Genomic DNA, 25,423 nt, shown 5'->3' with positions numbered 1-25,423 from the left:
TGGTTCGATATCGGCTCGATTGACCAACAACCGAGCAGTCGCTAGCAGCGGCCCTGCAAAGGATCCCGGCATCATGGTTTCTGCACCTTCTAGCCCCCTCAAGCCCTCGACGCCGGCAGCGGAGTTTCCACCGCCGCCCCCACCCGATATCAGTGACCTGGTGATCGAGGACGACCAGCCTGTGGACAGCATCTACTCGGAGAAGCTGCAGCGCCTGCTCACGAGCGCCCTCTACGCCTCCTTTCAGCCCAGAGCCAAAGACAGCGGCGAGCCGATCCCCTTCCTGGCCACGGCCAACGTCGGCCTGTTCTACGCCCTCAAGCAGCCGCCGCTCGTGCCCGATGTCATGCTCAGCCTGGAGGTAGCTCCCCCCGCCAGCTTCGAGCGCAAGGAAGATCGCACCTACTTTGTCTGGGAGATGGGCAAGCCTCCCGACGTGGTCATTGAGATTGTCTCCAACCGCGAGGGAGAAGAGCTGGGCCGCAAACTCAGGGACTACGCCCGCGCCGGCGTGGGCTACTACGGGGTTTACGATCCTTTGCGGCAACTGCGGGAGCTGCAGGGATCCCCACTGGTTCTTTTTCAGCGGCGGGGGGGAGAGTTGGTTCCCTTCGATTCCACCTGGCTGGAGGAGATTGGCCTGGGCTTGACCCTCTGGCAGGGATCCTTCGAGGGCGTCAACACGGAATGGCTGCGCTGGTGTGACCGAGAGGGCCAAGTTTTACCCACCGGCGACGAAAAGGCCGCCCTAGAGCAGCAGCGGGCCGAGAGAGAGCGCCAACGGGCTGAAAGAGAACGCCAACGGGCCGAAAGACTTTTGGAGCTGCTGCGTTCCCACGGGATCGCGCCGCTGGAAGCGTAAAAAAGGATCCCGTCCGTCCCTGAAATCCTCTATCCCTTTTACCCCTATGTCCACTCTCCCCAGCAGCAGCGAAGCTGCCCAACGGGCCGCCCGCCTGGAAAAGGCCCGCCACCTGCAGGAGCAAGGGATCCTGCCCTACGCCTATTCTTTCCCGGTTACCCACTTGGCTGCCGAGTTGCAGGCGCAATTTGCCGATCTCGAGCCCGGCGCCGAGCGGGAGGATGTGCAGGTGGCGGTGGCCGGGCGGATCCGGGCGCGGCGGGTCATGGGCAAACTGGCCTTCTTTACCCTGCAGGATCGCTCTGGCACCATCCAGCTCTACCTGGAAAAGCAACGGCTGACGCAGCACATGGGGGAGCTGGCCTTCAAGAACCTGGACAAGCTGCTTGACGTGGGCGATTGGCTGGGGGCCAAGGGCTGTCTCAAGCGCACCGAGAAAGGGGAGCTGTCGGTGCGGGTGGACGAGTACCAGGTGCTGACCAAGGCCCTGCTGCCCCTGCCCGATAAGTGGCACGGCCTACGGGATGTGGAGAAACGCTACCGCCAGCGCTACGTTGACCTCATCGTCAACCCCGAGGTCAAGCAAACCTTGCTCGACCGGGCCAAGATCGTCCGCTCCCTGCGGCAGACCCTGGAGGAGCGGGGCTTTGTGGAGATCGAGACGCCGGTGCTGCAGGTGATCCCCGGCGGGGCGGAGGCGCGTCCCTTCATCACCCACCACAACGCCCTGGATCTAGATCTCTACTTGCGCATTGCCACCGAGCTGCACCTGAAGCGGCTGGTGGTGGGCGGGATCGAGCGGGTGTACGAAATTGGGCGAGTCTTTCGCAACGAGGGCATCTCCACCCGCCACAACCCGGAGTTTACCTCGCTGGAGGCCTACCAAGCCTTTGCCGACTACCACACGATGATGGAGCTGACCGAAGCCCTGGTCTGCAACGCCGCCCTGGCAGTGCGGGGATCCCTGCAAATTACTTACCAAGGGGAGACCATTGACCTCACCCCACCCTGGCGGCGGGTAACGATCCAGGAGTTGGTGGAGGAGGCCACCGGCATCTTCATCGACGTGGAAAAGGGATCCACCGCCGAGCTCTTGCCCGCCCTGGCCCAGCAGGGGATCCCCGATCTCTCCCCCCACGACTCCCCTGGCAAGCTGTTGGTCAAAGCCTTCGAGCACTGCTGCGAGAGCCGCCTGCGCCAGCCGACCTTTGTTCTCGACTATCCCCTGGAGGTGTGTCCGCTCACCAAGCCCCACCGCAGCAAGCCGGGGTTGGCGGAGCGCTTCGAGCTGTTTATCGTCGGGCGGGAGACGGCCAACGCCTACTCGGAGCTGACCGACCCGGTGGATCAGCGGCAGCGGCTGGAGGCCCAGGCGGCCCTGAAGGCAGCCGGAGACGAAGAGGCCCACTTTTTGGACGAAGACTTCCTCACTGCCCTGGAGTACGGCCTTCCCCCCACCGGTGGCCTGGGCATCGGCATCGACCGTCTGGCGATGCTGCTGTGCGACGCTGCCAGCATCCGCGATGTCATCGCCTTCCCCCTGCTGCGACCGGAGACGGGAGAAAGCCCCTGAATAGGGGCCTAGGCCACAAGGGCATGGTTTAGGGGAGTTACATCATCCCCGCACCGCCGGAGCGGCTCGCTCCTGTTTTCGTCTTGGGTTCGGGCTTTTCCACCACAATGGCTTCGGTGGTGAGGTACATGGCGGCGATGGAAGCGGCATTCTGCAGCGCCGAGCGTACGACCTTGGCCGGATCCACGATCCCCTGAGCAAACATGTCCACATAGGTGCCCGTCAGGGCATCAAAGCCAAAGGGCATCTCCTTCTCCAGAACCTTTTCCACCACCACCGACCCCTCCAGGCCAGCGTTGTGGGCAATCTGATAGAGCGGCGCCTGCAAAGCCCGGCAGACAATGTCCGCCCCCACCTGTTCTTCTGCGTTCAAGTTGGCCTTGAAGGCCGGGATCCCTTTGGAAAGGTGCAGCAACGTTGCCCCGCCACCGGGGACGATCCCTTCCTCCACTGCCGCCCGCGTGGCGTTGAGGGCATCTTCAATGCGCAGCTTGCGGTCTTTAAGCTCCGTTTCAGTGGCAGCTCCCACCTTGATCACCGCCACCCCACCGGCCAGCTTGGCGATCCGCTCCTGCAGCTTCTCGCGGTCGTACTCGGAATCGGTGGTCTCCAGTTGCTTGCGGATCTGGGCCACCCGTTTCTCCACCGCCGCCTTGGTGCTGCCGTCGGTCACAATGGTGGTCTTGTCTTTGGTAACGGTAATCTTGCGGGCCACCCCCATCATGTCCAGGGTGACGTTCTCCAGCTTGATGCCGATATCCTCGGAGATGAGCTGCCCACCGGTGAGGATGGCAATGTCCTCCAACATGGCCTTGCGCCGATCCCCAAAAGCCGGCGCCTTCACCGCCACCGCGTTCAACACCCCCCGCAGCTTGTTGACCACCAAAGTGGCCAGGGCTTCTCCCTCCACATCCTCGGCAATCACCAGCAGCGGCCGTCCCTCTCGCGCTACCCGCTCCAGAACAGGCACCAGATCCTGAAGATTGGAGAGCTTATTACTGGTGATGAGCAGATAGGCATTTTCGTATTCGGCCACCATCCGCTCCGTATCGGTGACGAAATAGGGGGAAATGTAGCCGCGGTCGAACTGCATCCCTTCGACAACTTCCAATTGGGTTTCCAAGGACTTGGACTCTTCGACCGTAATCACCCCATCTCGCCCCACGGCATCCATGGCCCTGGCGATCATCTCCCCCACTTCCGGGTCGTTGCCGGCAGAGATGGTAGCTACCTCGGCGATGTTCTTGCGGCCTTCCACAGGCTTAGCTTGAGCGGCAATTTGCTCCACCAGGTAGGCAGTGGTCTTCTCGATGCCGCGCCGCAAAGCTACAGGGTTGGCTCCTGCCGAAATATTCTTCAACCCCTCCTGCACCATGCTCTGGGCCAAAATGGTGGCTGTGGTGGTGCCGTCTCCGGCCACGTCGTTGGTCTTGGTGGCCACTTCCCGCATCAGCTGGGCACCGGTGTTCTCCAAAGGATCCGCCAATTCAATTTCCTTGGCAATGGTGACCCCGTCGTTGACGATCTGGGGGGCGCCGAACTTTTTCTCCAGAAGGACGTTGCGCCCTTTCGGGCCAATGGTAACCTTAACTGCATCCGCCAGTTGATTGATGCCCTGCTCCAATGCCTTGCGGGCCTCTTCCCTAAACAGAATCTGTTTTGCCATAGAATCCCCGATCCTCTTAGTTTCAACTGGGCCGCTTAGCGCTGCCAGGCGGAGTGGGATCCCAGAAGGGCCCCGGCGATCCATTGGCTTGGCCGAGCCCAAAGTTAGCACTCTGAAATCCCGAGTGCTAATCTAGCCCAAAAGCAGGATCCCCATCAAGATGGGTTGGGTTTGGAGTCGCGGCCTCGGCGGGGAGGGGAGAGCTAGGCGTTGCCGCCGATGAGGATGTCGGGGAACTGGGCTTGGGCTTCGCTGATGGGGCGCTCGCGTCCGCCGTTTTGCCAGTAGTTGATCAGTTCAGTGGCTTGGTTGAGTAGAGTGATGCGATCTTCCTCGCTGATCCAAGTTTTGCTCTCCAGCTCGGCTTTGAGCTGTTCCCAGGCGTCATCCCGCGGCCAGAAAAAGTAGCGGGTGAGGGGGCTGCGGTTTTTGGCCACCACCTGATCCACGGCGATGGCCAAATCGTTTTCCAGCCAGAGGGCTTTCAGGGCAAATTTCGGCAAGGCTCTTTTCTCCTTTGCAGGACTCGACAGATCACACACTGGCCCGGCCTGAGCCGGGCAACCTTCTATTCTGACATAAGTCTTGCTACCTCAGTGGATAGGCCAGCTCAGCCCTGTTTAGGTCTTGGGGCAAAAGCGCTTAGATCGCACAGGGCTGTTTCCCCTTTCAGCACCAAATCCCTCAGGATGGCGGCGCTAATCGGGGCCAGCAACACTCCATTGCGGTAGTGGCCGGTGGCAACCAAAAGATTGACATAGCCGGGAGCCGGCCCCAGAATGGGGGCGCGCTGCCCCAGCGGTCGGGGTCGATGGCCGGCCCAGTGCTCCAGCAGGGTGGCTTCGGCTAGGGCCGGGCAGATGCCGATGGCGTGGGCCAGCAGATCCTGTAAGGCCAGCAGCGTCGGCTGGGGATGGGGGGCCTGAAACTCCACGGTTGCCCCCACCCACAGGGATCCATCCCCCAGGGGGACCAGATGCAGATCCTCGTCGCTGACCACCGGCCCCAGGGGGATCCCCGCCGCTTTGACCCGCAGAGCCTGGCCTTTGACCGCCTGCAGAGGGATCCGCAAGCCCAGCTCCTCGGCCAGAGGGGAGCTGTCCAGGCCGGCAGCGAGAACGACATGGCCTGCCGAGAAGGCGAAGGCTGGCGTATAAACTGCCTGTAGGCGAAAGGGAGGATCCGGGCTGCGCTGCATCTTCTGAACCGGCTGATGGAAGAAGAAGCGGCAGCCTCTGCGTTGGGCTGCTTCCACAAGCGCCTGCGTAAGGAGGCGGGGTTGGATCTGCCGATCTTGGGGAGAGTAGAGGGCTCCCCCCAGGTCGCTGCGCAAACCTGGCTGCAGGGATCCCACTTCGCCAGGGCTGAGAAACTCCAGGCGGTAACCTGCTTGCCGGCGAGCCGCCAGGGTTGCTTGCCAAGCGTCCACTTCCTCCTCCCGGAGGAGCTTGAGGATGCCGTGCCGATTGACGGGCAAAGTCCGACCCAAGTCGGCTTCCAGCCGCGCAATCAGGGGATCGAACTGCTCCAGGCTTTTCAGGCGCAACTGCACCACCTCCCCATCTGGCTGGCGGCTGCAGATCCCCATCAACACCCCCAACGAGGCCCCGGTGGCGCCTGAGGCCGGATCCCTGGCGTCGATCCCAACCACCGATAGCCCTGCTGTGGCCAATTCGTAGGCGATGGCACAGCCCACCACCCCACAGCCGATCACCAAAACGTCGCAGTTCAAGGTTCCTCCTCAAAGAGAGCCCTTTTGCCGTGATACCCCATTCTGCGGGCGGGATCCCTTCTGGAGAGCGGCCAGCTTTGCCGCCCTTGTCCTCTGCGGCAAAAAGTAGGGGAAACGGCGAAGATGTCGACATCCCCGACTGCCTTTGCCCATGGATACTGAACTGCTGCTGCCCGATGTCGCTGATCTGGTCACTGAGGACGATACCCCGGCGGATAACTTTGCCTCTGAAAAGCAACAGCGCCTCCTGACTGGCTCGCTCTACAGCTCTCTGCCCCACAAAACCTTCCTGGCAGCAGCCAATGTCGGGATCTACACAACCCCCAGTCGCCCCCCGATTGTGTCGGATGTTTTTCTCAGCCTGGATGTCACGGTGCCGGAACAATGGTGGGAGAAGCAGAACCGGTGCTATCTGCTCTGGCAATTTGACAAGCCGCCGGATGTGGTGATCGAGATTGTCTCCAACCGCGAAGGCGACGAGCTAGGTGGCAAGTTCAGCCGCTACGAGCAGATGCGGGTCAGCTACTACGTGGTTTTTGATCCCAACCACGAGCTGGGATCCGAGGAGCTGCGCCTTTTTGAGCTGCGGGGCCGCCACTATGCGGAAATGACCGAGACCTGGCTGGAACAGGTGGAGCTGGGCCTGAGGCTGTGGGACGGAGTTTTCGAGGGGAAACAAGCCCGCTGGCTGCGCTGGTGCGATGCCAAAGGGCAGTTGCTTTTGACGGGAGATGAGCGGGCCGAGCTGGAACGCCAACGAGCCGAACAGGAACGCCAGCGGGCCGAGCGTCTGGCAGCAAGGTTGCGGGCTTTGGGCGAGGATCCGGATCTGGAGAGGTGACGTACTCCCGCACTTATGCTGACGCATAGAGTGCAGGCTTCCCAGTGACTCCTGCCCAATGGCAGGACATTTCCTGAGCTTGAAGAACGGGACGCCCCACCGCTCTGGATTTGATGACCCTCGCCGAGCTGTGATCCCTGCCAATCCTCAACCCACAGTGCGGACAATCGTGCCACCGCTCATGCAGCTCTTTGGGCACCTCACGACCACACCCCGAGCACCCTTGACTGCTGCCGCGGGGATCCCCTGCAATCGTCAACAGCCCAGCTCTTTCAGCCTTGGCTGCCAAAATTTGCAGGAACTCACCCCACCCAGCATCATCAACAGATTTGGCTAGTCTGCTTCTAGCCAGACCCCTAATAGTAAGCGCCTCATGAGCAATGTGCTTCCCCTTACTTAACAACTTCTTTGCCATCTTGTAGTGAAAATCTTTGCGCTGGTTGGCTACTTTGTAAAACCGTCGGGCAAAGGGCGGTGTTGGACCAGCTTGACCGGCCCAACCTTGGGCAGATGGATAAACTGCCCTCGAATGCAGTCCTGCTTCATCTGAGGGAAGGTGAAGGAGCGATACCGCCCTACTCCCTTAAACCTGGGCCTGCCTGCCCTTTTGCCGTTGCGGTCACCTTTTAGCCATCGGTCAAAGGCCCTTTGTACCCGCTGTAGGCAGTCTTGGAGCACCTGGGAATGAATCGCTTGGTATTCGGGGAAGAGAGCCTTTGTGTTTACCAAGTCTCGTTTCTGGGAGTCGAAGGTGGGCTTGTCTTTCAACACAGGCAGATGGCAGACTGTCAAGGAGCAGGCATGGATATTGCAGCGATTCTGCTCCCACCAGCGGAAGCGCTCCGCCAGGCGATAGTTGTACTGCTTACGCAGCAGCTCCAGCCACTCACCCATCAGGGCGACTTGGCTAGCAGTGGGGCGCAAGCGGTACTGGTAAGCGGTTCTCATGATGAATGCATTGTACCTGTTGAACGCTCCCGCCTCTCATCCCGACTCTGACCGGCCCGCCCCCCTATATCCCCCCGTATACGGGGGGACTGGGGGGCTGGGGGACTGGGGGGTACAGAGCGGGGCTTCCAGGACTACGTCCCGCTAGCGCGAACGGCGGATTAGCTAAAACTTGGCGCAACGTTTTCCCGGCGTCTCCCCTCGCCGCATCCCACCCTAGGTGAAGGTCTTCGGAAAACCTGTCTCCAAAGTCCTTAGGGATCCCCCCCTTTCCCCTACACTCAAGAGGGAGCTACCCTTAAGTTGGGAAATCGTCCAGATGGGCTATCGCCGCCGCGATTGGTTGGCCTACTGGCTGCTCAAGTGGCTGGTGGTCAACCCTTTATTTCGGGGACTGTATTTTGGCCGCACCTATGGCCAGGAAAACGTGCCGCGCCACGGATCCCTGATCATCGTCAGCAACCACGCCAGCCACTTGGATCCGCCGCTGGTGGCCAATGCGGTGCGCCGCCCGGTAGCCTTCATGGCCAAAGAAGAGCTGTTCCAGGTGCCGGTGCTGAAGCAGGTGATCCGGCTCTACGGGGCTTACCCGGTCAAAAGGGGAGGTGCGGATCGCAGCGCCTTGCGGGCCACAGAGGCAGCCCTGGCCCAGGGCTGGGCGGTAGGGATCTTTCTCAACGGCACCCGCACCCCCGATGGCCGCATCCCCCAGCCTCACCTGGGGGCAGCCTTGGTGGCAGCGCGCACCCAGACACCCTTGCTCCCCGTAGCCCTCTGGGGCACCGAGAAGGTGCTGCCCAAGGGATCCCGCTGGCCGCGCTTGTTTTGCCCCATCACGGTGCGCATCGGCAGGCTGATCCCCCCGCCGGCTTCCAGCGACAAAGCTGAGCTGCAGCAGGCAACCGCGGCCTGCGTGGAGGCCATCCATGCCCTCCTGGATCAGGGGCGCTGAGGGGCAATCAGAGTATCTTGAGCAACCAGATACTCGGCCACCGGCTTTCCCCCCAAGATGTGCTCTTGCAGCACCCGCTCTATCACCGGCGGCGTGGCCGAGTGGTACCAGAACCCGCCGGGGTACACCAACAACACCGGCCCAGGAACACCGTAGTTGCAGGCCCGCAGACAATTGGCCTTGGTGCGGTTGACGCGCAGAGGGCCCACGCCCGCCAGCTCCAGGTTCAACTGCTGGATCCGCAGCCTCAGGTATTCCCAGGCTTCCAGCCCCACCGCCTTTTCACAGCACTTGGGCTTGGTCTGGTCGGCGCAGAGGAACAGATGCCAATGGTAAGACGGAATCGGATCCGGCTGAGGTTCTGCAGATGGGCTTGCCGGCGTGGGAAGGGGAGCGGAAAGCTGGGTCATGTGAGGATCCGTGTCTCCTACTGCCACCGAATAATCACTAGATAATTATATGAGTAGTTAAAGAAGACGTCGGGCATCCCGACAAACCTTCTGACCCCTAGGAAATGGGGTAGAGGCCTGGGGATGTGCTGCCCTAGCCTGGATAAAAGGATCCCTCACCTGTCCGGCAATGCTGATCGATGCTCCCCAACAGCGGCTATTTCTCGCCCTCCTTCCCCCACCAGACCTGCAGGAGCAAGTGACCGCCATTAAACAACAGTTTGCCGAGCAATTCGCCAGCCGCGCAGCCCTGCGCTCGCCCCCTCACATCACCCTGGTGCCTCCTTTCGAGTGGCCCACTGCCCAGCTGGCGGCCCTGACAGGATCCCTAGAAGCATTTGCTAAGGAGCAGGCGCCAGTTGCCGTTGAGCTCTGTGGCTTCGGCGCCTTCCCGCCACGGGTTATTTATATTCACGTCGAGCCCTCCCCCGAGCTGCAACAGCTTCAGGCCAAGGCCCAGCGGCACATGAGCCTCCTTCTCAAGCAAGAAGAAGCAACGGCTCCAGCCCGTCCCTTTGTGCCCCACATGACTGTGGCCTTCCGGGATCTCCAGCCGGCCCAGTTCCGCGCCGCCTGGCCGCAGTTCAAGGCTCGCCTCTTCCAGGGATCCTTTCTCGCCTCTGCCCTGACCCTCCTCCTCCATGACGGCAAGCGCTGGCAGGTTTTTGCCGAATTCTCCCTCTCCGCCTCTGAGGGATTGAGGCAGGAAACAACAGCCTACTCAACCCAGTGAGCAGCCATATATTCAGCTAGATCCAGCACCCGCTGCGAGTAGCCCCACTCGTTGTCGTACCAGGCCATCACCTTCACCAGATCCCCGTCCAGCACGCTGGTCATCTCGGCATCCACAATCGCCGAGCAGTCGTGGCCGCGGTAGTCGATGGAGACTAAGGGGATATCGGAGTAGGCAATGATCCCTTTCATCGTGGTCTCTGAAGCGTCCTTGAGAGCCGCGTTCACCTCCTCGGCAATCACGCGCCGCTCCGTTTGCACCACCAAGTCCACCAGCGACACGTTGGGCGTGGGCACCCGTACCGCCACCCCGTTCAGCTTGCCCTTCAGTTCGGGGATCACCAGCGCCACCGCCTTGGCCGCCCCGGTGGTGGTGGGCACCATGCTCAACGCCGCCGCCCGCGCCCGTCGCAGATCGCGGTGGCCGCCATCCAAAATCCGCTGGTCACCGGTGTAGCTGTGGGTGGTGGTCATCGTGGCCCGCAAGACGCCGAACTTGTCCAGCAACACTTTGAGGATGGGGGCAAGGCAGTTGGTGGTGCAACTGGCGTTGCTGACAATGTTGTGCCGCACCGGGTCATAGGTGTGTTGGTTAACGCCATATACAAACGTGGGAATGTCGCCCCCCTTGGCCGGAGCGGTGATCACTACTTTTTTGGCTCCCGCCTCAAGGTGCTTAGAGGCCCCTTGATAGTCTACGAACACCCCTGTAGCTTCAATAACAAGATCCACCTTCCACTCTTTCCAGGGCAGGTTGCTGGGGTTGCGATCGGAAACGGCGTGGATATGCTTGCCGTTAACCAGCAGGCCACCCTCGACGGCCTCCACTTCCGCCCCTTGCAGCGGCCCGAGAATGGAATCGTATTTGAGCAGATGGGCAGCCGTGCGGGCGTCTGATGTGTCGTTGATGGCAACAATATCGAGATTGGACTGGGAGCGACCCAGCCAACACCGCAAAAAGTTGCGACCGATACGACCAAATCCGTTGATGGCTACCCTGACCACTGCTCTTAACCTCGCTGCTTGAAGTGCTTTGGGGCTGCTTAGCACATAATACCGCAACCCCTGGCTATTCTGAAGATAAAATTTGGGATCCCACCGCTTGATTTATTTCTGGCCTCTTTTTTGAGTAGTATCAACTGATATTTAACTTTAGGGATCCCGGCCTGCCTGCAGGGGTTGGCTTTCCTCAAGCGGGGTAGCGCTGCTGCAGCAAGGCCATAGCCGAGGCCACGTTTTCGGCTCCCCGCTGTTCCAGCAGATCCGCGAACATGCTGTCGAGCCAAAAGACGCGCTCGCCGATGATCTGGGTCCAGGCGCGGTAGAGCTTCAGCTGGACTTCCAGGGGCAATAGGAGCAGCCCCTCGCGGGAGAGGCGCAGGGTTTGCACTTCGGTCAGGCTCACCGCGGTAAAGGAACGTCGCCGTCCCGTCAGCAAGGAAAGTTCCCCAAACACGCGCCCGGCATGCAGCGTGGCCAGCCAATAATCGCCGGGATGGCGCATGTACTGGCGACGCAGCTCCACGATCCCGCTGAGAACTACGTATAGGTCGCTACTGGGATCCCCTTCTTGGAAGATCACCTGGCCGGGGGAAAAGCGGCTGGGCAGTAGGGCAGCCGTCAATGCCTTCCACTCAGCATCTTCCAAAGACTGAAAGAGCAAGTGCTCGCGAACGCGCTCAAACGGATAACGGCTGCTGCTCATCGGGCAAGCGGCTGGAAGTGCTTGGGGCCAGCTCTGTTTCATCCTACCGTCACCCCACGTTTTGGGTAGGAGGGATCCCTGCAAAAGGCTTGGGCGAGACCCAACTGGGCCATTTTCCAACACGTAGAATTTTTGCCGGCCATGGCGCCGGCAGAAGTTCTGTCCAGGCAGGCTGTAGGGGGTTCTCAAAAAAGCCGCAGAAGCTCGGCAGTCATTCCCGGAAAGCGGCAAAGATGTATACAAATCTCAAATGGAGAAAGCTCTCTAGGGATCCCGATCGATGCAGCCTGGCTCAATTGTTTGCTGCCGCCACCGCGAGTGGGTGGTGCTCCCCGCTGATTCCGAAGAAGGGGTAGTGCTGCGGCCCCTTACTGGTACGCCAGAGGATGCGATTCACATTCACCGACAACTGATGAACCTTGTAGGCGGCACCTTGCCCTTTGAGCGCATCGAGCCGGCCTTCTTCCCGCTGCCCTGCGCCGACCGAGTTGCCGATGCTGCAGCCGCCCATCTCCTCTGGCAGGCAGCGCGGCTTATCTTGCGCGAGGGCGCCACTCCCTTTCGCTCGCTGGGGCGCATCTCCATCCGGCCCCGAACCTACCAGTTTGTGCCGTTGCTCATGGCGCTGCGCCTTGATCCGGTGCGGCTGTTTATTGCCGACGACGTGGGAGTGGGCAAGACCATCGAAGCGCTGCTGATAGCCAGAGAACTTCTGGATCGCGGCGAGATCCGGCGCTTTTGTGTCCTTTGCCCGCCTTATTTGTGCGAGCAGTGGGCCAGGGAGCTGGCCGAGAAGTTTCACCTCGAGCCGGTAGTTATCCGCTCGGGGACGGTAGGGCAACTGGAGCGGCAAACCCCGCTGGGACAGAGCCTCTACGAATACTTCCCGGTGCAGGTGGCCAGCATTGATTTTGTCAAAACAGAGCGCAACCGCCCTCAATTTTTACAGTTTTGTCCTGAGCTGATCATTGCCGACGAAGTGCACGGTGCGGCGGCGGCCAGTTCCGGCAGAGCTCAGCAGGAGCGGCATGCCCTTTTGAGAGCCATTGCCCAAGCGCCCAACCGCCACCTGATTCTGCTGACGGCTACTCCCCACAGCGGCATCCCAGAGGCCTTCCGTTCCTTGCTGGGGCTGCTGCGGCCTGAGTTTGAGGCGTGGGACTTTCAGGATCTCACTGAGAGCCAGCGCCTCGAGCTGGCCCGTCACTTTGTCCAGCGCACGCGGCGGGACATTAAGGAGACCTGGCAAGAAACCGCCTGCTTCCCAAGCCGAGAAGCTGAAGATGAGACCTATGACCTTTCGCCCCGCTACCGCGAGCTGTTTGAGCGCACCTATGCCTTCTGCGCGGAGCTGGTGCGCACCGGCCAGCAGATGGAACAGCGGCGGCGGCGAGTACGCTACTGGGGGGCGCTGGCTCTTTTGCGCTGTGTCATGTCCAGTCCGGCAGCGGCCTTGGCAGCGCTGGCCAATCGCGGTGCAGGCTCCCGGGAGGAAGAAGCTGAAGAGGCCGAGGAGAGCTTTAGCCGCTGGGTGTTCGAGTCAGCAGAAGAGCGTACTGACGACGAATTACCGCTGCCAGCCCTCGAAGCAGCAGATCAAACTCTGCCCGACAGCGACCGCCGCCGGCTGCGCGAGCTCGCCCGCCTGGCTGGTCAACTGCGTGGCGTAGACCAAGACACCAAGCTGGCGCGGGCCATCGAGCTAGTGAAGCGGCTCCTCAAAGAGAGCTTTCACCCCATTCTCTGGTGCCGCTATGTGGCCACGGCGGAGTATCTTGCCGACCACCTTCGACAACACCTGGGATCCGCAACTCAGGTAGCCTGCGTAACCGGCCGCATGGGCGACGAGGAGCGGGAGGCCAAGATTGCGGAAATGGCCGTTGACCAGCCACGGGTGCTGGTGGCCACCGACTGCCTCTCGGAAGGGATCAACCTGCAGGAAAAATTGACAGCCGTCATCCACTACGACCTGCCCTGGAACCCCAACCGGCTGGAGCAGCGGGAGGGGCGGGTGGATCGCTACGGCCAACGGGCCCCCCGGGTCAAGGTCATTCGTTTTTTTGGGCGAGATAACCCTGTGGACGGCGTGGTGCTAAAGGTGCTGCTGAACAAGGTGCGGGAAATTCGCCGCACCCTTGGCACCCACGTGCCTGTTCCCGAAGCGAGTGAAAGCGTTACCCAGGCGGTGCTGGAGGCGCTTTTTTTGCGCCAGGGATCCGGCTCAGGGGAGCGCCAGTTGGAGCTGGATCTGGGGATGGCAGAGGTGAGCCGGTTTCACGCCCGGTGGGATCGCTCTGCCGAGCAGGAGCGGCGCAACCGCACCCGTTTTGCCCAGCGATCCCTCAAGCCTGAAGAAGTGCAGCGGGAACTGGAGGCTACAGACGCCGTGCTGGGGGATCCGCAGGCAGTACAGCAATTTTTTCTCGCTGCCGCCCAGCGCCTGGGCCTGGCCGTGATCCCTGACCGGCAGTCTGGAGTCTTCCAGGTCAACCTCAGCCGAGAGGGCACGGCAACCCTGCCGGAGGCCATTCGTTCAGCCCTGCCCCAGCCCAAGGGTGGACACTGGCGGATTAGCTTTGTCTCCCCCACGCCAGAAGGAGCGGAGTACGTTGGCCGCAACCACCGCCTCATCGCTGCCCTGGCCCACTTTTTGCTGGAGAAGGCTCTAGATAATCCTGAAGAGGCCGTCGTCTCCCGCTGCGGGGTTGTGCGGACGCGGGCTGTGGCCGAGCTCACCACCCTCTTGTTGCTGCGCGTGCGCTACCTGGTGGAGCAGCCGCTGGCTCAGCCTCTGCTGGCGGAGGAGGTGCTGGTGCTGGGAGGGGTTGGCCTGGAAAGAGGCGCAGCCCGCTGGCTGGAAACTGGGGCAGCGCTCCAGCTTTTGGCCAAAGCCACGCCAGATGCCAACCTGCCGCTCGCGGAAAAGCAGGAGTTGGTGCAGCATGTGCTAGACAGCCTCAGCCCCTGGCCGCCGACTGCAGAAAACTGGGGCCTAGGACACCCCCTTCAGCAAGGGATCCGGGAGGCCATTTGCCGGCGGGCTGGCGAGCTGGCTGATGCCCACAGGCGCATCCGACAGGCTATCTCCCAGCGCGTGCGCGGGCTGGAGGTTAAGCCGCAGTTTCCCCCGGATCTGCTGGGAATTCTTGTCCTACAACCTCTGCTGTCCAGATGAGCCAATTTCCTGCACTACGCCTTGAAGGGGGCCTCTTGGGGCCGGACATCCTGGAGCAGCTTTTGGCCGGCGAGCTGCCGGGCCAGAAGCCGAGAGACTTTGGGCTAGACGACAAGCGCAGCCTGACCGAGGAGATGGCCAGCGTCTTTGCCGATGCCCGCACCCAGTGGGAAGTTTTCCGCCGTCGGCTGGCCCGTCTGCCAGAAGGGGATCCGGCCACGTCGGTTACCCGCGATGCCTGGGTCATTCCCTTTCTCAGCCTTCTGGGCTACGAGCTGCGCTACAACCAGCGGGCCTACGAGATTGACGGCGCCACCTTTGCCATCTCCCACCGAGCTGGCGAAGCAGAGGACGCTCCGCCGGTGCACATTGTGGGGGTGCGCCAGGAGCTGGGACGGCTGGCTCCTACTGGCAGGCCGCGTCTAGCCCCTCACTCGCTGCTGCAGGAGTATCTCAACCGCAGCGAGCACCTCTGGGGCATCGTCACCAACGGCGTGACCCTGCGCCTTTTGCGCGACTCCACCTATGTGCGTCGGCAGGCCTATGTGGAGTTTGACCTGCAGCAGATCCTGGAGGAGCAGCGCTTTAACGACTTTGCCATCCTGTTTCGCCTGTTGCACCGCAGCCACCTGCCCCAAAGGGCGGAGCAGGCGCGGGAGTGTTGGCTGGAGAAGTACTACCAGCAAGCTCTGGAACAGGGGGGGCGAGTCCGCGAGCGGCTGCGGGATGGGGTGGAAGAATGCCTCAAGGGCTTGGCCAACGGCTTTCTTGCCCATCCCAAAAACTCCCAACTGCGGGAGCGGCTGGCCTCTTCTGGATTGAACCGCCTCACCCCGGAGGAGTTCTACCGACAACTGCTGCGGCTGGTCTATCGCTTTTTGTTTCTCTTGGTCTCGGAGGAGCGGGGGCTTATCAGCGCCAGTCCTCTCTACCGGGATCACTACGGCGTGGGTCGGCTGCGGCAGCTTTTGGAGCGGCGGAGCGCCTTTACGGAACATGAGGATCTCTGGTGCAGCCTGCGAGTGCTCTGGCGGGTGCTCTCCCAAGAGGAGCTGGCCCAGCTTTTGGGGGCTGCGCCTCTCAACGGCGAGCTGTTTGCCCCTTTGGAGCTGGATGAGTGCAGCCTGAGCAACCGGGATCTGCTGCAGGCCTTCTGGCATCTGGCCTACTACCGAGAAAACGCGACCTCCCCGCCGCGCCGGGTTAACTATGCCGCTCTCGATGTGGAAGAGCTGGGATCCGTCTACGAAAGCCTGCTCGACTACCGGCCCCAGATCTTGTTTACTGCGCAGGCGACGCCTCAGTTTGAGCTCAGCTACGGCTCCGAACGCAAAAGCACCGGCTCCTACTACACCCCGCCAGATCTGGTGGCGGAACTTGTCCGCTCGGCCCTAGAGCCGGTGCTACAGGAGCGGCTGAAGTCTGCAGCCAGCCGCGAGGAAAAGGAACGGGCCATCCTCTCGCTGCGAGTTCTGGATCCCGCCTGTGGCTCTGGACATTTTCTCCTGGCGGCTGCCCGGCGTCTGGGCAAGGAGCTGGCCAAGGTTCGCACCGGGGAAGAGGAGCCTGCCCCTGAGACCGTGCGCGAGGCCATCCGCGACGTGGTGGCCCACTGCATTTACGGCGTGGACAAAAACCCCTTGGCAGTGGAGCTCTGCCGCGTGGCCCTCTGGCTGGAGGCCCATTGTGCCGGCAAGCCGCTTACCTTCCTCGACCACCGCATCAAATGCGGCGACTCGCTGGTGGGGATGTTGGATCTAAAAGTTCTGGACAAGGGCCTTCCCGACGCTGCTTTCGAGGCGGTGAGTGCCCACTCCAGGGAGGCTGCCCGCTCTCTGAAGAGGCGAAATCGCGCCGAGCGCAGGGATTTGGAAACGGGCCAGCTTTCTCTTTCTCTTGAGGCGGACCAAGTGGTGGCCCAGCTCAGCCAGGAGCTCCAGCAGCTCGAAGCCATCCAGGACGACTCGCCAGCCAACGTACGCCGCAAGCAGGAGCTCTACACTCGCTACTGTCAAAACCCAGAACACCAGAAACTGACAGAAGCCTGCAACCTCTGGACGGCGGCTTTTTTCCAGCACTTGACTTCAGACTTCTCGGCGGCCATTACCACGAAAGCAGTCAGCGAGCGGCTGCAAAATCGAGCCAACTCCCGCGCTCTGGCCACCGCCGTAGCCCTGGCCTGCGAGCAGTACTTCTTCCACTGGCCGCTGGAGTTCCCGGAGGTGTTTCACCTTACCCCCTCGCCCAACGCCTTGGGAGAGGGGGGCCAGGGGGGTGAGGGCGGCTTCGACATCATCCTCGGCAACCCGCCCTGGGAGCGCATCAAATTGCAGGAAGAAGAGTTCTTCGCCGTCCGCGACCCGCAGATTGCCCGCGCCGCCAACGCCGCCGCCCGCAAACGGCTGATCGCCGCCCTGCCGCAGACCAACCCTGCCCTGTGGGAAGCCTATCAGCGCGCCCTGCATGCCGCCGAAAGCGCCAGTCGCTTCCTGCGCGGCAGCGGACAATACCCCCTCACCGGCCGCGGGGACATCAACACCTACTCGGTCTTTGCCGAGCGCGTGCGAAGCCTCCTTAACTCTAAGGGACAAGCCGGCCTCATCGTCCCCACCGGCATCGCCACCGACGCCACCAACCAATTCTTCTTCGCCGACCTGGTGGAAAAGGGGCAGCTAGTTAGCCTGTTTGATTTTGAAAACCGCGAAAAAATCTTTCCAGCAGTAGATAGTCGCATGAAGTTCTGCCTGCTTACCATCCGCAGCAGAAGCACGTCGGAGAGCACCCCTACCTTCACCTTCTTTGCAACTCGCACCGAACACCTGCGCGACCCACGCCGTGTATTCACCCTAACCGCCGACGACATTGCCCGCATCAACCCCAACACCCGCACCCTGCCGGTCTTCCGTACCCGGCAAGATGCCGACCTGACCCGCGCCATCTATCAGCGCGTGCCGGTGTTGGTGAACGAACGCACGGGTGAAAACCCTTGGGACGTGCGCTTCATGGCGATGTTCCACATGTCCAACGACTCGCACCTCTTCCGCACCCGTGCAGAGCTGGAAAAGCAAGGTTACCGGCTGATGGGGAATGTGTTTGTGCCCTCACCCCCTAACCCCCTCTCCCACGCTGCGGGAGAGGGGGGAAGGATCGCAGCCCCCGACCTCTCTTCTCGCGCTGCGGGAGAAGGAGGGTACGAATTACCCAGGGCCAGCCGGGAACTGATTGCCAGGGCGCGGCAGTTGCGTCGCGAGGCGACGACCGCCGAAAGCCTGCTCTGGGAATTGTTGCGTGACCGTCGGCTGCTAGGCCGAAAATTCCGACGTCAACATCCGATTGGACAATTCATCGCCGACTTCTTCTGTGACGATGCCCGCCTGATCATTGAGATAGATGGCGCTGTGCACCGCGAACCCACTCAGCAGGAACGCGACCGTTTGCGGGAGGAAATCCTGCGCGAACATGGCTTTGCCATTCTGCGCTTTACCAATGACCAGATACTCGACCGCACAGAACAAGTCCTCCAAGAAATTGCTGCCTATGTCACTGCCCATTCCTACGAGCATCCTTCTCCCCTCTCCCAAAGCCTTGGGAGAGGGGCCGGGGGTGAGGGCCGCTACCTCCCCCTCTACGAAGCCAAGATGATCTGGCACTACGACCACCGCTACGGCACCTATGAGGGCGTGCGTGACCGGAGCAGCACCCAACTGCCCACGCCTGATGAGCACCAGCACGCTGACCCGCACTTCGTCGTTCTGCCCTGGTACTGGGTGCCCGCGGAAGAAGTCGCAGCCCGCCTGGGCGAGTGGCAACGCGGCTGGCTGCTCGGCTGGCGCGATGTGGCACGTTCTACGGATGAGCGCACTGTTGTAGCGAGCATTGTCCCATGTGCTGGATATGGTGATAAGTTTTTACTCATGCTTCCAGAATTAGATGCAATAAGGATTTGTGCGCTTATGAGTCTTATGGCCTGTTTGCCATTTGATTACGTGTCTAGACAAAAAGTTGGTGGAGTATCGCTGAAGTATTTCACGATGAAACAACTCCCTGTCCTGCCGCCGAGCGCCTACCGCGCCGAAGATTTGCGCTTCATCGTCCCGCGCGTGCTGGAGCTGGTCTACACCTCCTGGGACATGAAGCCCTTCGCCGACGACGTATGGCGAGAGGCAGACGAAGGATTGCGGGCTGTGATTAGACCTCACCCCCCGACCCCCTCGCCCGCAGCACTGGGTGAGGGCTTCCCCTTCCCGCCGTTCACCTGGAACGAGGAACGCCGCGCCATCCTCCGCGCTGAACTGGATGCGTACTACGCCCGGCTCTACGGCCTCACCCGCAAGCAACTGCGCTACATCCTCGACCCGGCAGACCTCACCGAACGCGAACTGGAAGACATACTCGACCCGCGGGAAGAGGTGGCAGACCCGCTCGACCCGGCTGGCTACACTACCCGCGCTGCTGCTAGCACCTTCCCCGGCGAAACCTTTCGCGTGCTGAAGGAGAAGGAGATACGTCAATACGGCGAATACCGCACCCGGCGGCTGGTGCTAGAAGCGTGGGAGAAGCTGGCGCAACACTAGTCATTATGCGTAAACAGGGGAGCTTCCCATGCGGACTAACGTTGTCTTGGATGACGAGCTGATCGAGTTGATCGAGCGGGCTCGCCAGCTAACCGGCCTCAAGACCAAGCGCGAGATAATTCACGAAGCGCTGCGCACCCTCATTCGGCTCTACGAGCAAGCCGAGATCCGCAACTTACGCGGCAAGTTGAAATGGGAGGGAGATCTGCACGAGCAACGCCTCTCCTCTCCCTAAGATCTCCCAGCCCAAGCCTCAGGGCGATCCTCTTGCAGTCGCTAGAACACCTGCTAGGCTTAACCTAGCCAAAATGGCTTTGGAGAGCCCCGATGGCCACCATTTTTGACCTGCACGAGAGGGTTCTAAAGGACTACGCCAATTTTGTCCGCTCCTTTTTTCTCATTGCCGATCCCCAAGCCCAGGCGTTTGTAGAGCAAGCGCTAGAGGAAGGGATCCACCTCTGGCCAGAACCCCTCCTCCAGCTCAGCCCTAGTTATGTATCTGGTCCAACCGTTGACGAGCTGGCCGAGGCGGGGCGCATTGCCCAAGAAACAGCCCGCATTTTCCGCTTTGAGGATGGCAGACCCTTCCGCCTCTACCGCCACCAGGAGGAAGCTGTTGCCAAGGCCCTAGCAGGCAAGAGTTTTGTCGTTACCAGCGGCACCGGCTCTGGCAAAAGCCTTTGCTACTTCTTGCCCATCATTGACAACTGGATTCGCCAGGGGGGATCCCGTCATCAGGTGGTGGCCATTGTGGTCTACCCCATGAATGCCTTGGTGAACTCTCAATACCAGTCTTTGCAAGCCCTGTGCGAGCGGTACGAGCGCAACTACCATCGCCCTTTTCCGCTGCGCTTTGCCAAGTACACCGGGGAAACTTCGGAAAACGAACGAGACCAGCTACGGCGGGATCCACCTCAAATTCTGCTCACCAACTATGTGATGGCAGAACTCCTCCTGGTTCGTCCTGAAGATCAGCGGTTTTTGAATCCCGAGATGGGAGGGCTGCGCTTTCTGGTCTTTGACGAGCTGCACACCTACCGGGGTCGGCAAGGGGCGGATGTGGCCATGCTGGTGCGCCGCCTCAAGGAGCGCTGCGCCGCCAAGAACTTGGTTCACATCGGCACCAGCGCCACCATGATCTCCCGACCAGAAGCCGACGCCCAGGAGCGCCGCCAGACTGTAGCCGCCTTTGCCAGCCGTTTTTTCGGCCATTGCTTTGAGCTGGAGGATGTTATTGAAGAAACCCTGGCTCCCTTCAGCGAAGGCGGCCCCCCCACCCCAGCAGAGCTAAAGAACGCCCTCGATCCGCCCTGGCCAACAGACCTGGCCACCCTGCGCCGCCACCCCCTAATGCGCTGGCTAGAGTATGAGCTGGGCCTGGAGCGGAGTCCTGACGGCAGCCTCAGGCGCCGCCTGCCCTGGAAGCTTTCCGTAGTTGCTGCCCAACTGGCAGAGCTGACCAGCACTACCCCTGAGAGCTGCACCGAGTCCCTACGCCAGTTTCTGGCCCACGCCAGCAGCCTGCGGGAGGGCTCTAGCCGCGGCCCGGCCTTGAAGTTGCACCAGTTTATCTCCCAGGGCCGCACCCTCTATGCCACCCTGGAAAGTCGGGACAAGCGGCAGTTTTCCCTGGAAGGACAAGTGCAAGCAGGGGAAGGAAAGCTGTTTTTCCCCGTCAAGTTCTGCCGCCACTGTGGCCAGGACTACTACCACGTCCTCAGGTCAAAGACTCACTTCCTGCCCTATCCTCTGGGGGAAGAGGTTGAGGAAGGCGAAGACCAGCAGGCCGGCTACCTCAGCTTGGATCCCATTGACAACGAGTGGTCGCTGGAGCAGATCCCCGAAGACTGGTACACCCCTGAGGGCAGACTCAGGTCCAACTGGGGAAAGCGCGTCCCCCAAGCCGTCTGGGTGCGCCCGGATGGCTCCTTTTCCGAGTACCCCCAGGCGGAGGCGCAGAAGATGTGGTGGCAGCCCCACCCCTTTTCCCTGTGCCTGGCCTGCGGCGAGTACTACCGTGGCCGCGAGCGGGAGTTTGTCAAGCTGGCTTCCCTCTCCAGCGAAGGCCGCTCCAGCGCCACCACCATCCTTGCCACCTCCCTGCTGCGCCATGCCGAGCAAACCCAGGCCGCTTGCAGCAAGCTGCTGACTTTTACCGACAACCGCCAGGACGCCTCCCTGCAGGCCGGCCACTTCAACGATTTTGTGCATGTGGCCCTTCTGCGGGCCTCGCTCTATGCTGCCCTGCAGGAGAAAAAAGAGCTGGACTTCTCAGAGGTAGCCCCGGCAGTGGTGCAGGCCTCAGGCTTGAGCCTTGCCGACATTACCCAAAACCCCGATTTGGATCCCCAGTCTTCCCTTGCTCAGGACGTTTGGCAGACCTTTACAGACCTGACAGAATACCGTCTCTACGAAGATCTGCGGCGCGGCTGGCGGGTCACCCATCCCAACCTGGAACAGGTGGGGCTGCTGAAAATCGAATACCGCGGGCTCAAAGAGCTTTGCCAAAGCCCTGCCCTGGCTTCCCTTCACCCCTGGTTTGGCCAAGCAACCGTTGGCGAGCGAGAGGGCCTGCTGCGGGCCGTATTGGATCAGTTTCGGCGGAAATTGGCCATCGATGTGCGCCTGCTCAAAGCCGAGTCCCAGAGAACGCTGCGCCGGCGGGCCGAGCAACATCTCAACGAGTTTTGGGGCCTAGAAGAGTACGACGAGCTGCGGACGGCCACCTGGTTTGCCCGCCAAAGCTGCGACGGAAAGGACATAACAACTTTCAGCCTGGGCCACCGCAGCGCTATTGGGCGCTTTCTCATCAAGTATCTCGAGCTGACCAGAGAAGCTTACGACGAGCTTCTGGGATCCCTGCTTTCTCTCCTAGTTAGCTACGACCTGCTGCGGCGCCACTCGGAGAATGGCCAGGAAGCCTACCAGCTCAACGCTGGCTGTCTGCGCTGGTGCCTGGGCGATGGCTCGCCGCCGCCAGATCCTCTGTATTCCCGCCGGGCCGAGCAGAGCGGCTACTCCTCTGCCCGCCGCCCCGTTAATCTCTTTTTCCAGGGCCTCTACCAGGCCGGGGCAGCAGGGCTGGGATCCCTGGAGGCTAGGGAGCACACTGCCCAAGTGGTTCGGCCAGGAGAGCGGGAGCGGCGAGAGAGACGCTTCCGCAATGAGCCCGGGGAGCGCCGCCTTCCCTACCTCATTTGCTCTCCCACCCTAGAGCTGGGGGTCGACATTGCCGATCTGGATCTGGTGCACCTGCGCAACGTTCCCCCAACGCCAGCCAACTACGCCCAGCGCAGCGGTCGGGCCGGTCGCCAGGGGCAGCCGGGGCTCATCCTCAGCTACTGCGGCGCCTTCAACAGCCACGACCAGTACTACTTTCGCCGCCGGGCCGAAATGGTGGCTGGACGGGTGCGACCTCCCCGCCTGGACTTGGCCAATGAGTCGCTGCTGCGGGCCCACATCCACGCCGTCTGGCTGGCCCAGGTGCGCCTGCCCTTGGGCAACTCCATCGAAACGGTCATCAACTTGGATCGGCCAGAGTTGCCCCTGCGGGAAGAGGTGGTTGCTTCCATTCAGCTAGGGGAGGCAGCCCGCCAAGAGGTGGCGGAGCGGGTGGAGGCGCTCTTGGCTGCTGACCGGGAAGTGCTAGAGCGCAGCGGCTGGTTTAGCCGGCGCTGGATCCAGCAGGTTATTGAAGAAGCCCCCCGCGCCTTTGACCGCGCTTTTGACCGCTGGCGGGAGCTCTATCGGGCCGCCACGCAACAGTTGGAAGCCGCTAACCAGCAACTGCAGACGGCTCGCCGTCGGGAAGACCAGCAGGAAGCCAGGCGCCGCCAGCAGGAGGCTCTGCGCCAGCGGAACCTGCTGTTGCAAATCGATACCCAGCGGGAGGAAAGCGACTTCTACCCCTACCGCTACCTAGCCAGCGAAGGGTTCCTGCCCGGCTACAACTTCCCTGCCTTGCCCGTGCGCGCCTGGGTGCCCCGCGGCAGCGAAGGGGAGTTTATCGCCCGGCCCCGGTTTTTGGCCATTCGCGAGTTTGCCCCCCACAACTTCCTCTACCACGAGGGCTGCCAGTGGGAATCGGTGGCCTTTCAGGCTCCGCCCGGCGGCCTGGAGGAGCGCAAAAGTAGCCACAAGCTCTGTTTTAGCTGTGGGGCCTTTGCCGATCCCCACCTGGATTGCTGCCCCGTCTGCGGCACCCAGTTCGATGGGCAAAATAGCCTTTTAACGCAGCTTCTGGAAATGCCTAATGTGCGCATGCGGCGGCGGGATCGCATCACGGCTGACGAAGAGGAGCGGCGGCGGCAGGGCTATGAACTGCAGACCTTCTTCCAGTTCGCTCCCGAAAGCTCTGGCTACCGCATCCAAGAAGCTGATGTGCTGAGCGGACAAACCCCCCTGCTGCAGTTGCGCTATGCCCCGGCGGCCACCCTGCTGCGCATCAACCACGGCTGGCGGGGAAGTGGAGGGCGGGGTTTTTTGGTTAACTTTGACACAGGCGAAGTTCCCTCGCGAGCTCAGCTTGAGCGCAATGGCGTAAGCTCGTCCAATCCAGCTCCCTTGCAGTCCATTCGCCTGGCGGTGCGCAGCACCCAAAACCTCTTGCTGGTGCGCCTGGTTCAGCCAAGTTTAGGGGATCCCCAAGCTTTGGCAACCAGCCTGCGCTACGCCCTCAAGCGGGGGATCGAAGAGACTTTTGAGCTGGAAGAGACGGAGCTGGCCGCCGAGTCCATCGGCCAGGGATCCCATCGGGCCCTGCTGTTCTACGAGACGGCAGAAGGGGGAGCCGGCGTCCTGCGGCGGCTGGTGGAGGAACCCCAGGCCCTTGCCGAAGTGGCCCAGGCGGCGCTAGAGATCTGCCACTTCCAGCTCTCAGAAGCCGGGATCCAAGACCTGCGGCCCGAGTGCCGCGCAGCCTGCTACGAGTGTCTGCTCAGCTACGCCAACCAACGGGAGGCGCTGGAGCTCGACCGATACAAGATTCGAGATCTTCTGGGGGAGCTGGCCCATAGCCGCACCGAGCTGCGTCCCCTGGGCCGCTCCCGCCAAGAGCAACTGGAGTGGCTGCGCCAGCTCCTCGACCCTCGCTCCGAATTGGAGCGCCGCTTCCTGGAGCTGCTGGCCGAAGGGGGCTATCGCCTTCCCGATGAGGCCCAGAAAGCCCTCGCCGAGCCCCGCTGCGTGGCCGACTTCTTCTACGATCCCAACATCTGCATCTTCTGCGACGGCGCAGTGCACGACGATCCCGCCCAGGCTGCCCAGGATCGCCAACTGCGCTCTCAGCTTTTGGGGCACGGCTACCGAGTAATTGCCCTGCGCTACGACCAAGACCTGCGGGAGCAACTGGCTCGCTACCCAGAGGTGTTTGGCAAGGGCAACTAATCCTGCTGGTGGGAAAACAGGTAAGCTCCCACCAGGGCCAGGATGGCCGCCAACCCTGCCAGCACCGCCACGGTGTACCAAGGGAACTCCGCCAGGGGCTGGTAGGCGGCTGCCCGCATGCCGATGCTGGCGTAGGAAAGGGGCAGGCAATAGACCAAGACCTGCAGGTAACTTGGCAACTGACTGGGATCAAAAAACGTGGCCCCCAGAAAGGACATGGGCGTAATCAGAAAGTTAGTCAGCACCCCCACACTCTCCAGGCTGGGCACCTTCAAGCCGGCGATTACCCCAATGCCGGCAAAGACGGCGCAATCCAAAAGCAGCACCAGCAGCGACAGGGGATGGAGCAGGCCCCAAGCACCGGTGCCCAGCACCCCCACCGCCAACACCCCCAAAGCCGTGAGCAAGCCGCGGACAATGCCCGCCAGCACCTTGCCCAAATGCAGCGCCAGCGGGTGTACCGGCAGCAACAGCAATTCCTCAAAGCTTTTGGTAAACAGCCGCGATCCGCAAATGGAGAAGGTGGTGCCGGCAAAGCTGATGGTCATGGCCGAAAGAGCCACCATCCCCGGCAAAATGAAGCGCAAGTAAGAACCGGCTGCGGTGGTTCCGGCCACGTCGGCCAAAGCCTCGGCCCGCAGGGATCCGCCCAGCCCGACCCCAAAGGCGACGATGTAGATGAGGGGGGCCACCAGCCCCGAAGCCACCACCTGCCAGACCCGCCCGCGCAGATCCAGCCAGTCGCGCCAGAAGATGGTTAAACTGTCTTCCCAGATTTGCCGATAGGGTCGGTGCAAGGCCTGGTTCAGCATAGATCTTCCTCTTGCCA

18 protein-coding genes are annotated in these 25,423 nt (G+C 61.7%); 9 read left to right on the top strand and 9 right to left on the bottom strand.

Annotated elements, in window-relative coordinates:
- Positions 1-73 precede the first annotated feature (73 nt).
- Positions 74-862 (top strand): Uma2 family endonuclease, encoded by a 789-nt coding sequence (locus CYA_RS01575; RefSeq protein WP_099834681.1) that lies wholly within the window; start codon positions 74-76, stop codon positions 860-862.
- Positions 863-908: 46 nt separating this feature from the next.
- Positions 909-2,435 carry a lysine--tRNA ligase gene (lysS, locus tag CYA_RS01570; RefSeq protein WP_011429242.1) on the top strand — a complete coding sequence of 509 codons (1,527 nt, stop codon included), beginning with the start codon at positions 909-911 and terminating at the stop codon, positions 2,433-2,435.
- A gap of 37 nt (positions 2,436-2,472) precedes the next feature.
- Here the strand turns inward: lysS and groL are convergent, their stop codons facing one another.
- The 3 genes from groL to CYA_RS01555 all read right to left on the bottom strand — a co-directional run bounded on the left by groL (position 2,473) and on the right by CYA_RS01555 (position 5,833).
- Positions 2,473-4,101 carry a chaperonin GroEL gene (gene groL / locus CYA_RS01565; RefSeq protein ID WP_011429241.1) on the bottom strand — a complete coding sequence of 543 codons (1,629 nt, stop codon included), beginning with the start codon at positions 4,099-4,101 and terminating at the stop codon, positions 2,473-2,475.
- Positions 4,102-4,304: 203 nt separating this feature from the next.
- Positions 4,305-4,643 (bottom strand): 30S ribosomal protein PSRP-3, encoded by a 339-nt coding sequence (locus tag CYA_RS01560; RefSeq protein ID WP_346426047.1) that lies wholly within the window; start codon positions 4,641-4,643, stop codon positions 4,305-4,307.
- 68 nt (positions 4,644-4,711) lie between these two features.
- The gene (locus tag CYA_RS01555; protein WP_071813491.1) at positions 4,712-5,833 is read right to left on the bottom strand and encodes an NAD(P)/FAD-dependent oxidoreductase; all 1,122 of its coding nucleotides are present in this window, start codon (positions 5,831-5,833) and stop codon (positions 4,712-4,714) included.
- 151 nt (positions 5,834-5,984) lie between these two features.
- On the opposite strand from CYA_RS01555, the gene CYA_RS01550 reads away from it, so the two are divergent.
- The gene (locus tag CYA_RS01550) at positions 5,985-6,674 is read left to right on the top strand and encodes a Uma2 family endonuclease (protein WP_011429238.1); all 690 of its coding nucleotides are present in this window, start codon (positions 5,985-5,987) and stop codon (positions 6,672-6,674) included.
- A 13-nt stretch (positions 6,675-6,687) separates the two neighbouring features.
- Here the strand turns inward: CYA_RS01550 and CYA_RS15200 are convergent, their stop codons facing one another.
- Positions 6,688-7,089: a transposase gene (locus CYA_RS15200; RefSeq protein ID WP_228375404.1), complete on the bottom strand. Its 402-nt coding sequence runs from the start codon at positions 7,087-7,089 to the stop codon at positions 6,688-6,690.
- 29 nt (positions 7,090-7,118) lie between these two features.
- Positions 7,119-7,622: an RNA-guided endonuclease InsQ/TnpB family protein gene (locus CYA_RS15195; RefSeq protein ID WP_228375403.1), complete on the bottom strand. Its 504-nt coding sequence runs from the start codon at positions 7,620-7,622 to the stop codon at positions 7,119-7,121.
- Between the two features lie 319 nt (positions 7,623-7,941).
- Between CYA_RS15195 and CYA_RS01540 the strand changes: the two genes are divergently transcribed.
- A complete protein-coding gene (locus CYA_RS01540; RefSeq protein ID WP_011429237.1) occupies positions 7,942-8,574 on the top strand; it encodes a lysophospholipid acyltransferase family protein in 633 nt (210 codons plus the stop codon).
- On the opposite strand, the gene CYA_RS01535 is transcribed toward CYA_RS01540, so the two are convergent.
- Positions 8,562-8,984 carry a (2Fe-2S) ferredoxin domain-containing protein gene (locus CYA_RS01535; RefSeq protein WP_011429236.1) on the bottom strand — a complete coding sequence of 141 codons (423 nt, stop codon included), beginning with the start codon at positions 8,982-8,984 and terminating at the stop codon, positions 8,562-8,564. The genes CYA_RS01540 and CYA_RS01535 overlap by 13 nt on opposite strands.
- 169 nt (positions 8,985-9,153) lie before the next feature.
- Between CYA_RS01535 and CYA_RS01530 the strand changes: the two genes are divergently transcribed.
- A complete protein-coding gene (locus CYA_RS01530; RefSeq protein WP_011429235.1) occupies positions 9,154-9,756 on the top strand; it encodes a 2'-5' RNA ligase family protein in 603 nt (200 codons plus the stop codon).
- Here the strand turns inward: CYA_RS01530 and gap are convergent.
- Positions 9,741-10,760 (bottom strand): type I glyceraldehyde-3-phosphate dehydrogenase, encoded by a 1,020-nt coding sequence (gene gap / locus CYA_RS01525; RefSeq protein ID WP_011429234.1) that lies wholly within the window; start codon positions 10,758-10,760, stop codon positions 9,741-9,743. The two genes, CYA_RS01530 and gap, sit on opposite strands and share 16 nt — an antisense overlap.
- 184 nt (positions 10,761-10,944) lie before the next feature.
- Positions 10,945-11,460 (bottom strand): cyclic nucleotide-binding domain-containing protein, encoded by a 516-nt coding sequence (locus CYA_RS01520; RefSeq protein WP_011429233.1) that lies wholly within the window; start codon positions 11,458-11,460, stop codon positions 10,945-10,947.
- Between the two features lie 280 nt (positions 11,461-11,740).
- On the opposite strand from CYA_RS01520, the gene CYA_RS01515 reads away from it, so the two are divergent.
- The 4 genes from CYA_RS01515 to CYA_RS01500 all read left to right on the top strand — a co-directional run bounded on the left by CYA_RS01515 (position 11,741) and on the right by CYA_RS01500 (position 24,594).
- On the top strand, positions 11,741-14,635 hold the full coding sequence (locus CYA_RS01515; RefSeq protein ID WP_011429232.1) for a helicase-related protein: 2,895 nt from the start codon (positions 11,741-11,743) through the stop codon (positions 14,633-14,635).
- Positions 14,632-19,209, top strand: coding sequence for an endonuclease domain-containing protein (locus CYA_RS01510; RefSeq protein ID WP_011429231.1), 4,578 nt, complete (start codon positions 14,632-14,634; stop codon positions 19,207-19,209). The genes CYA_RS01515 and CYA_RS01510 overlap by 4 nt, the downstream gene beginning before the upstream one ends.
- Before the next feature lie 28 nt (positions 19,210-19,237).
- On the top strand, positions 19,238-19,444 hold the full coding sequence (locus CYA_RS01505) for a type II toxin-antitoxin system VapB family antitoxin (protein WP_011429230.1): 207 nt from the start codon (positions 19,238-19,240) through the stop codon (positions 19,442-19,444).
- 92 nt (positions 19,445-19,536) lie between these two features.
- Positions 19,537-24,594, top strand: a complete 5,058-nt coding sequence (locus tag CYA_RS01500) for a DEAD/DEAH box helicase (protein ID WP_011429229.1) — start codon at positions 19,537-19,539, stop codon at positions 24,592-24,594.
- Here CYA_RS01500 and CYA_RS01495 read toward each other — a convergent pair.
- Positions 24,591-25,406 (bottom strand): ABC transporter permease, encoded by an 816-nt coding sequence (locus CYA_RS01495; protein WP_011429228.1) that lies wholly within the window; start codon positions 25,404-25,406, stop codon positions 24,591-24,593. The two genes, CYA_RS01500 and CYA_RS01495, sit on opposite strands and share 4 nt — an antisense overlap.
- Positions 25,407-25,423: the final 17 nt, after the last annotated feature.

It is taken from the genome of Synechococcus sp. JA-3-3Ab (assembly GCF_000013205.1).
In the GTDB taxonomy this organism is placed as follows: Bacteria; Cyanobacteriota; Cyanobacteriia; order Thermostichales; family Thermostichaceae; genus Thermostichus.
This window is presented reverse-complemented; position numbering and strand designations above follow the sequence as displayed.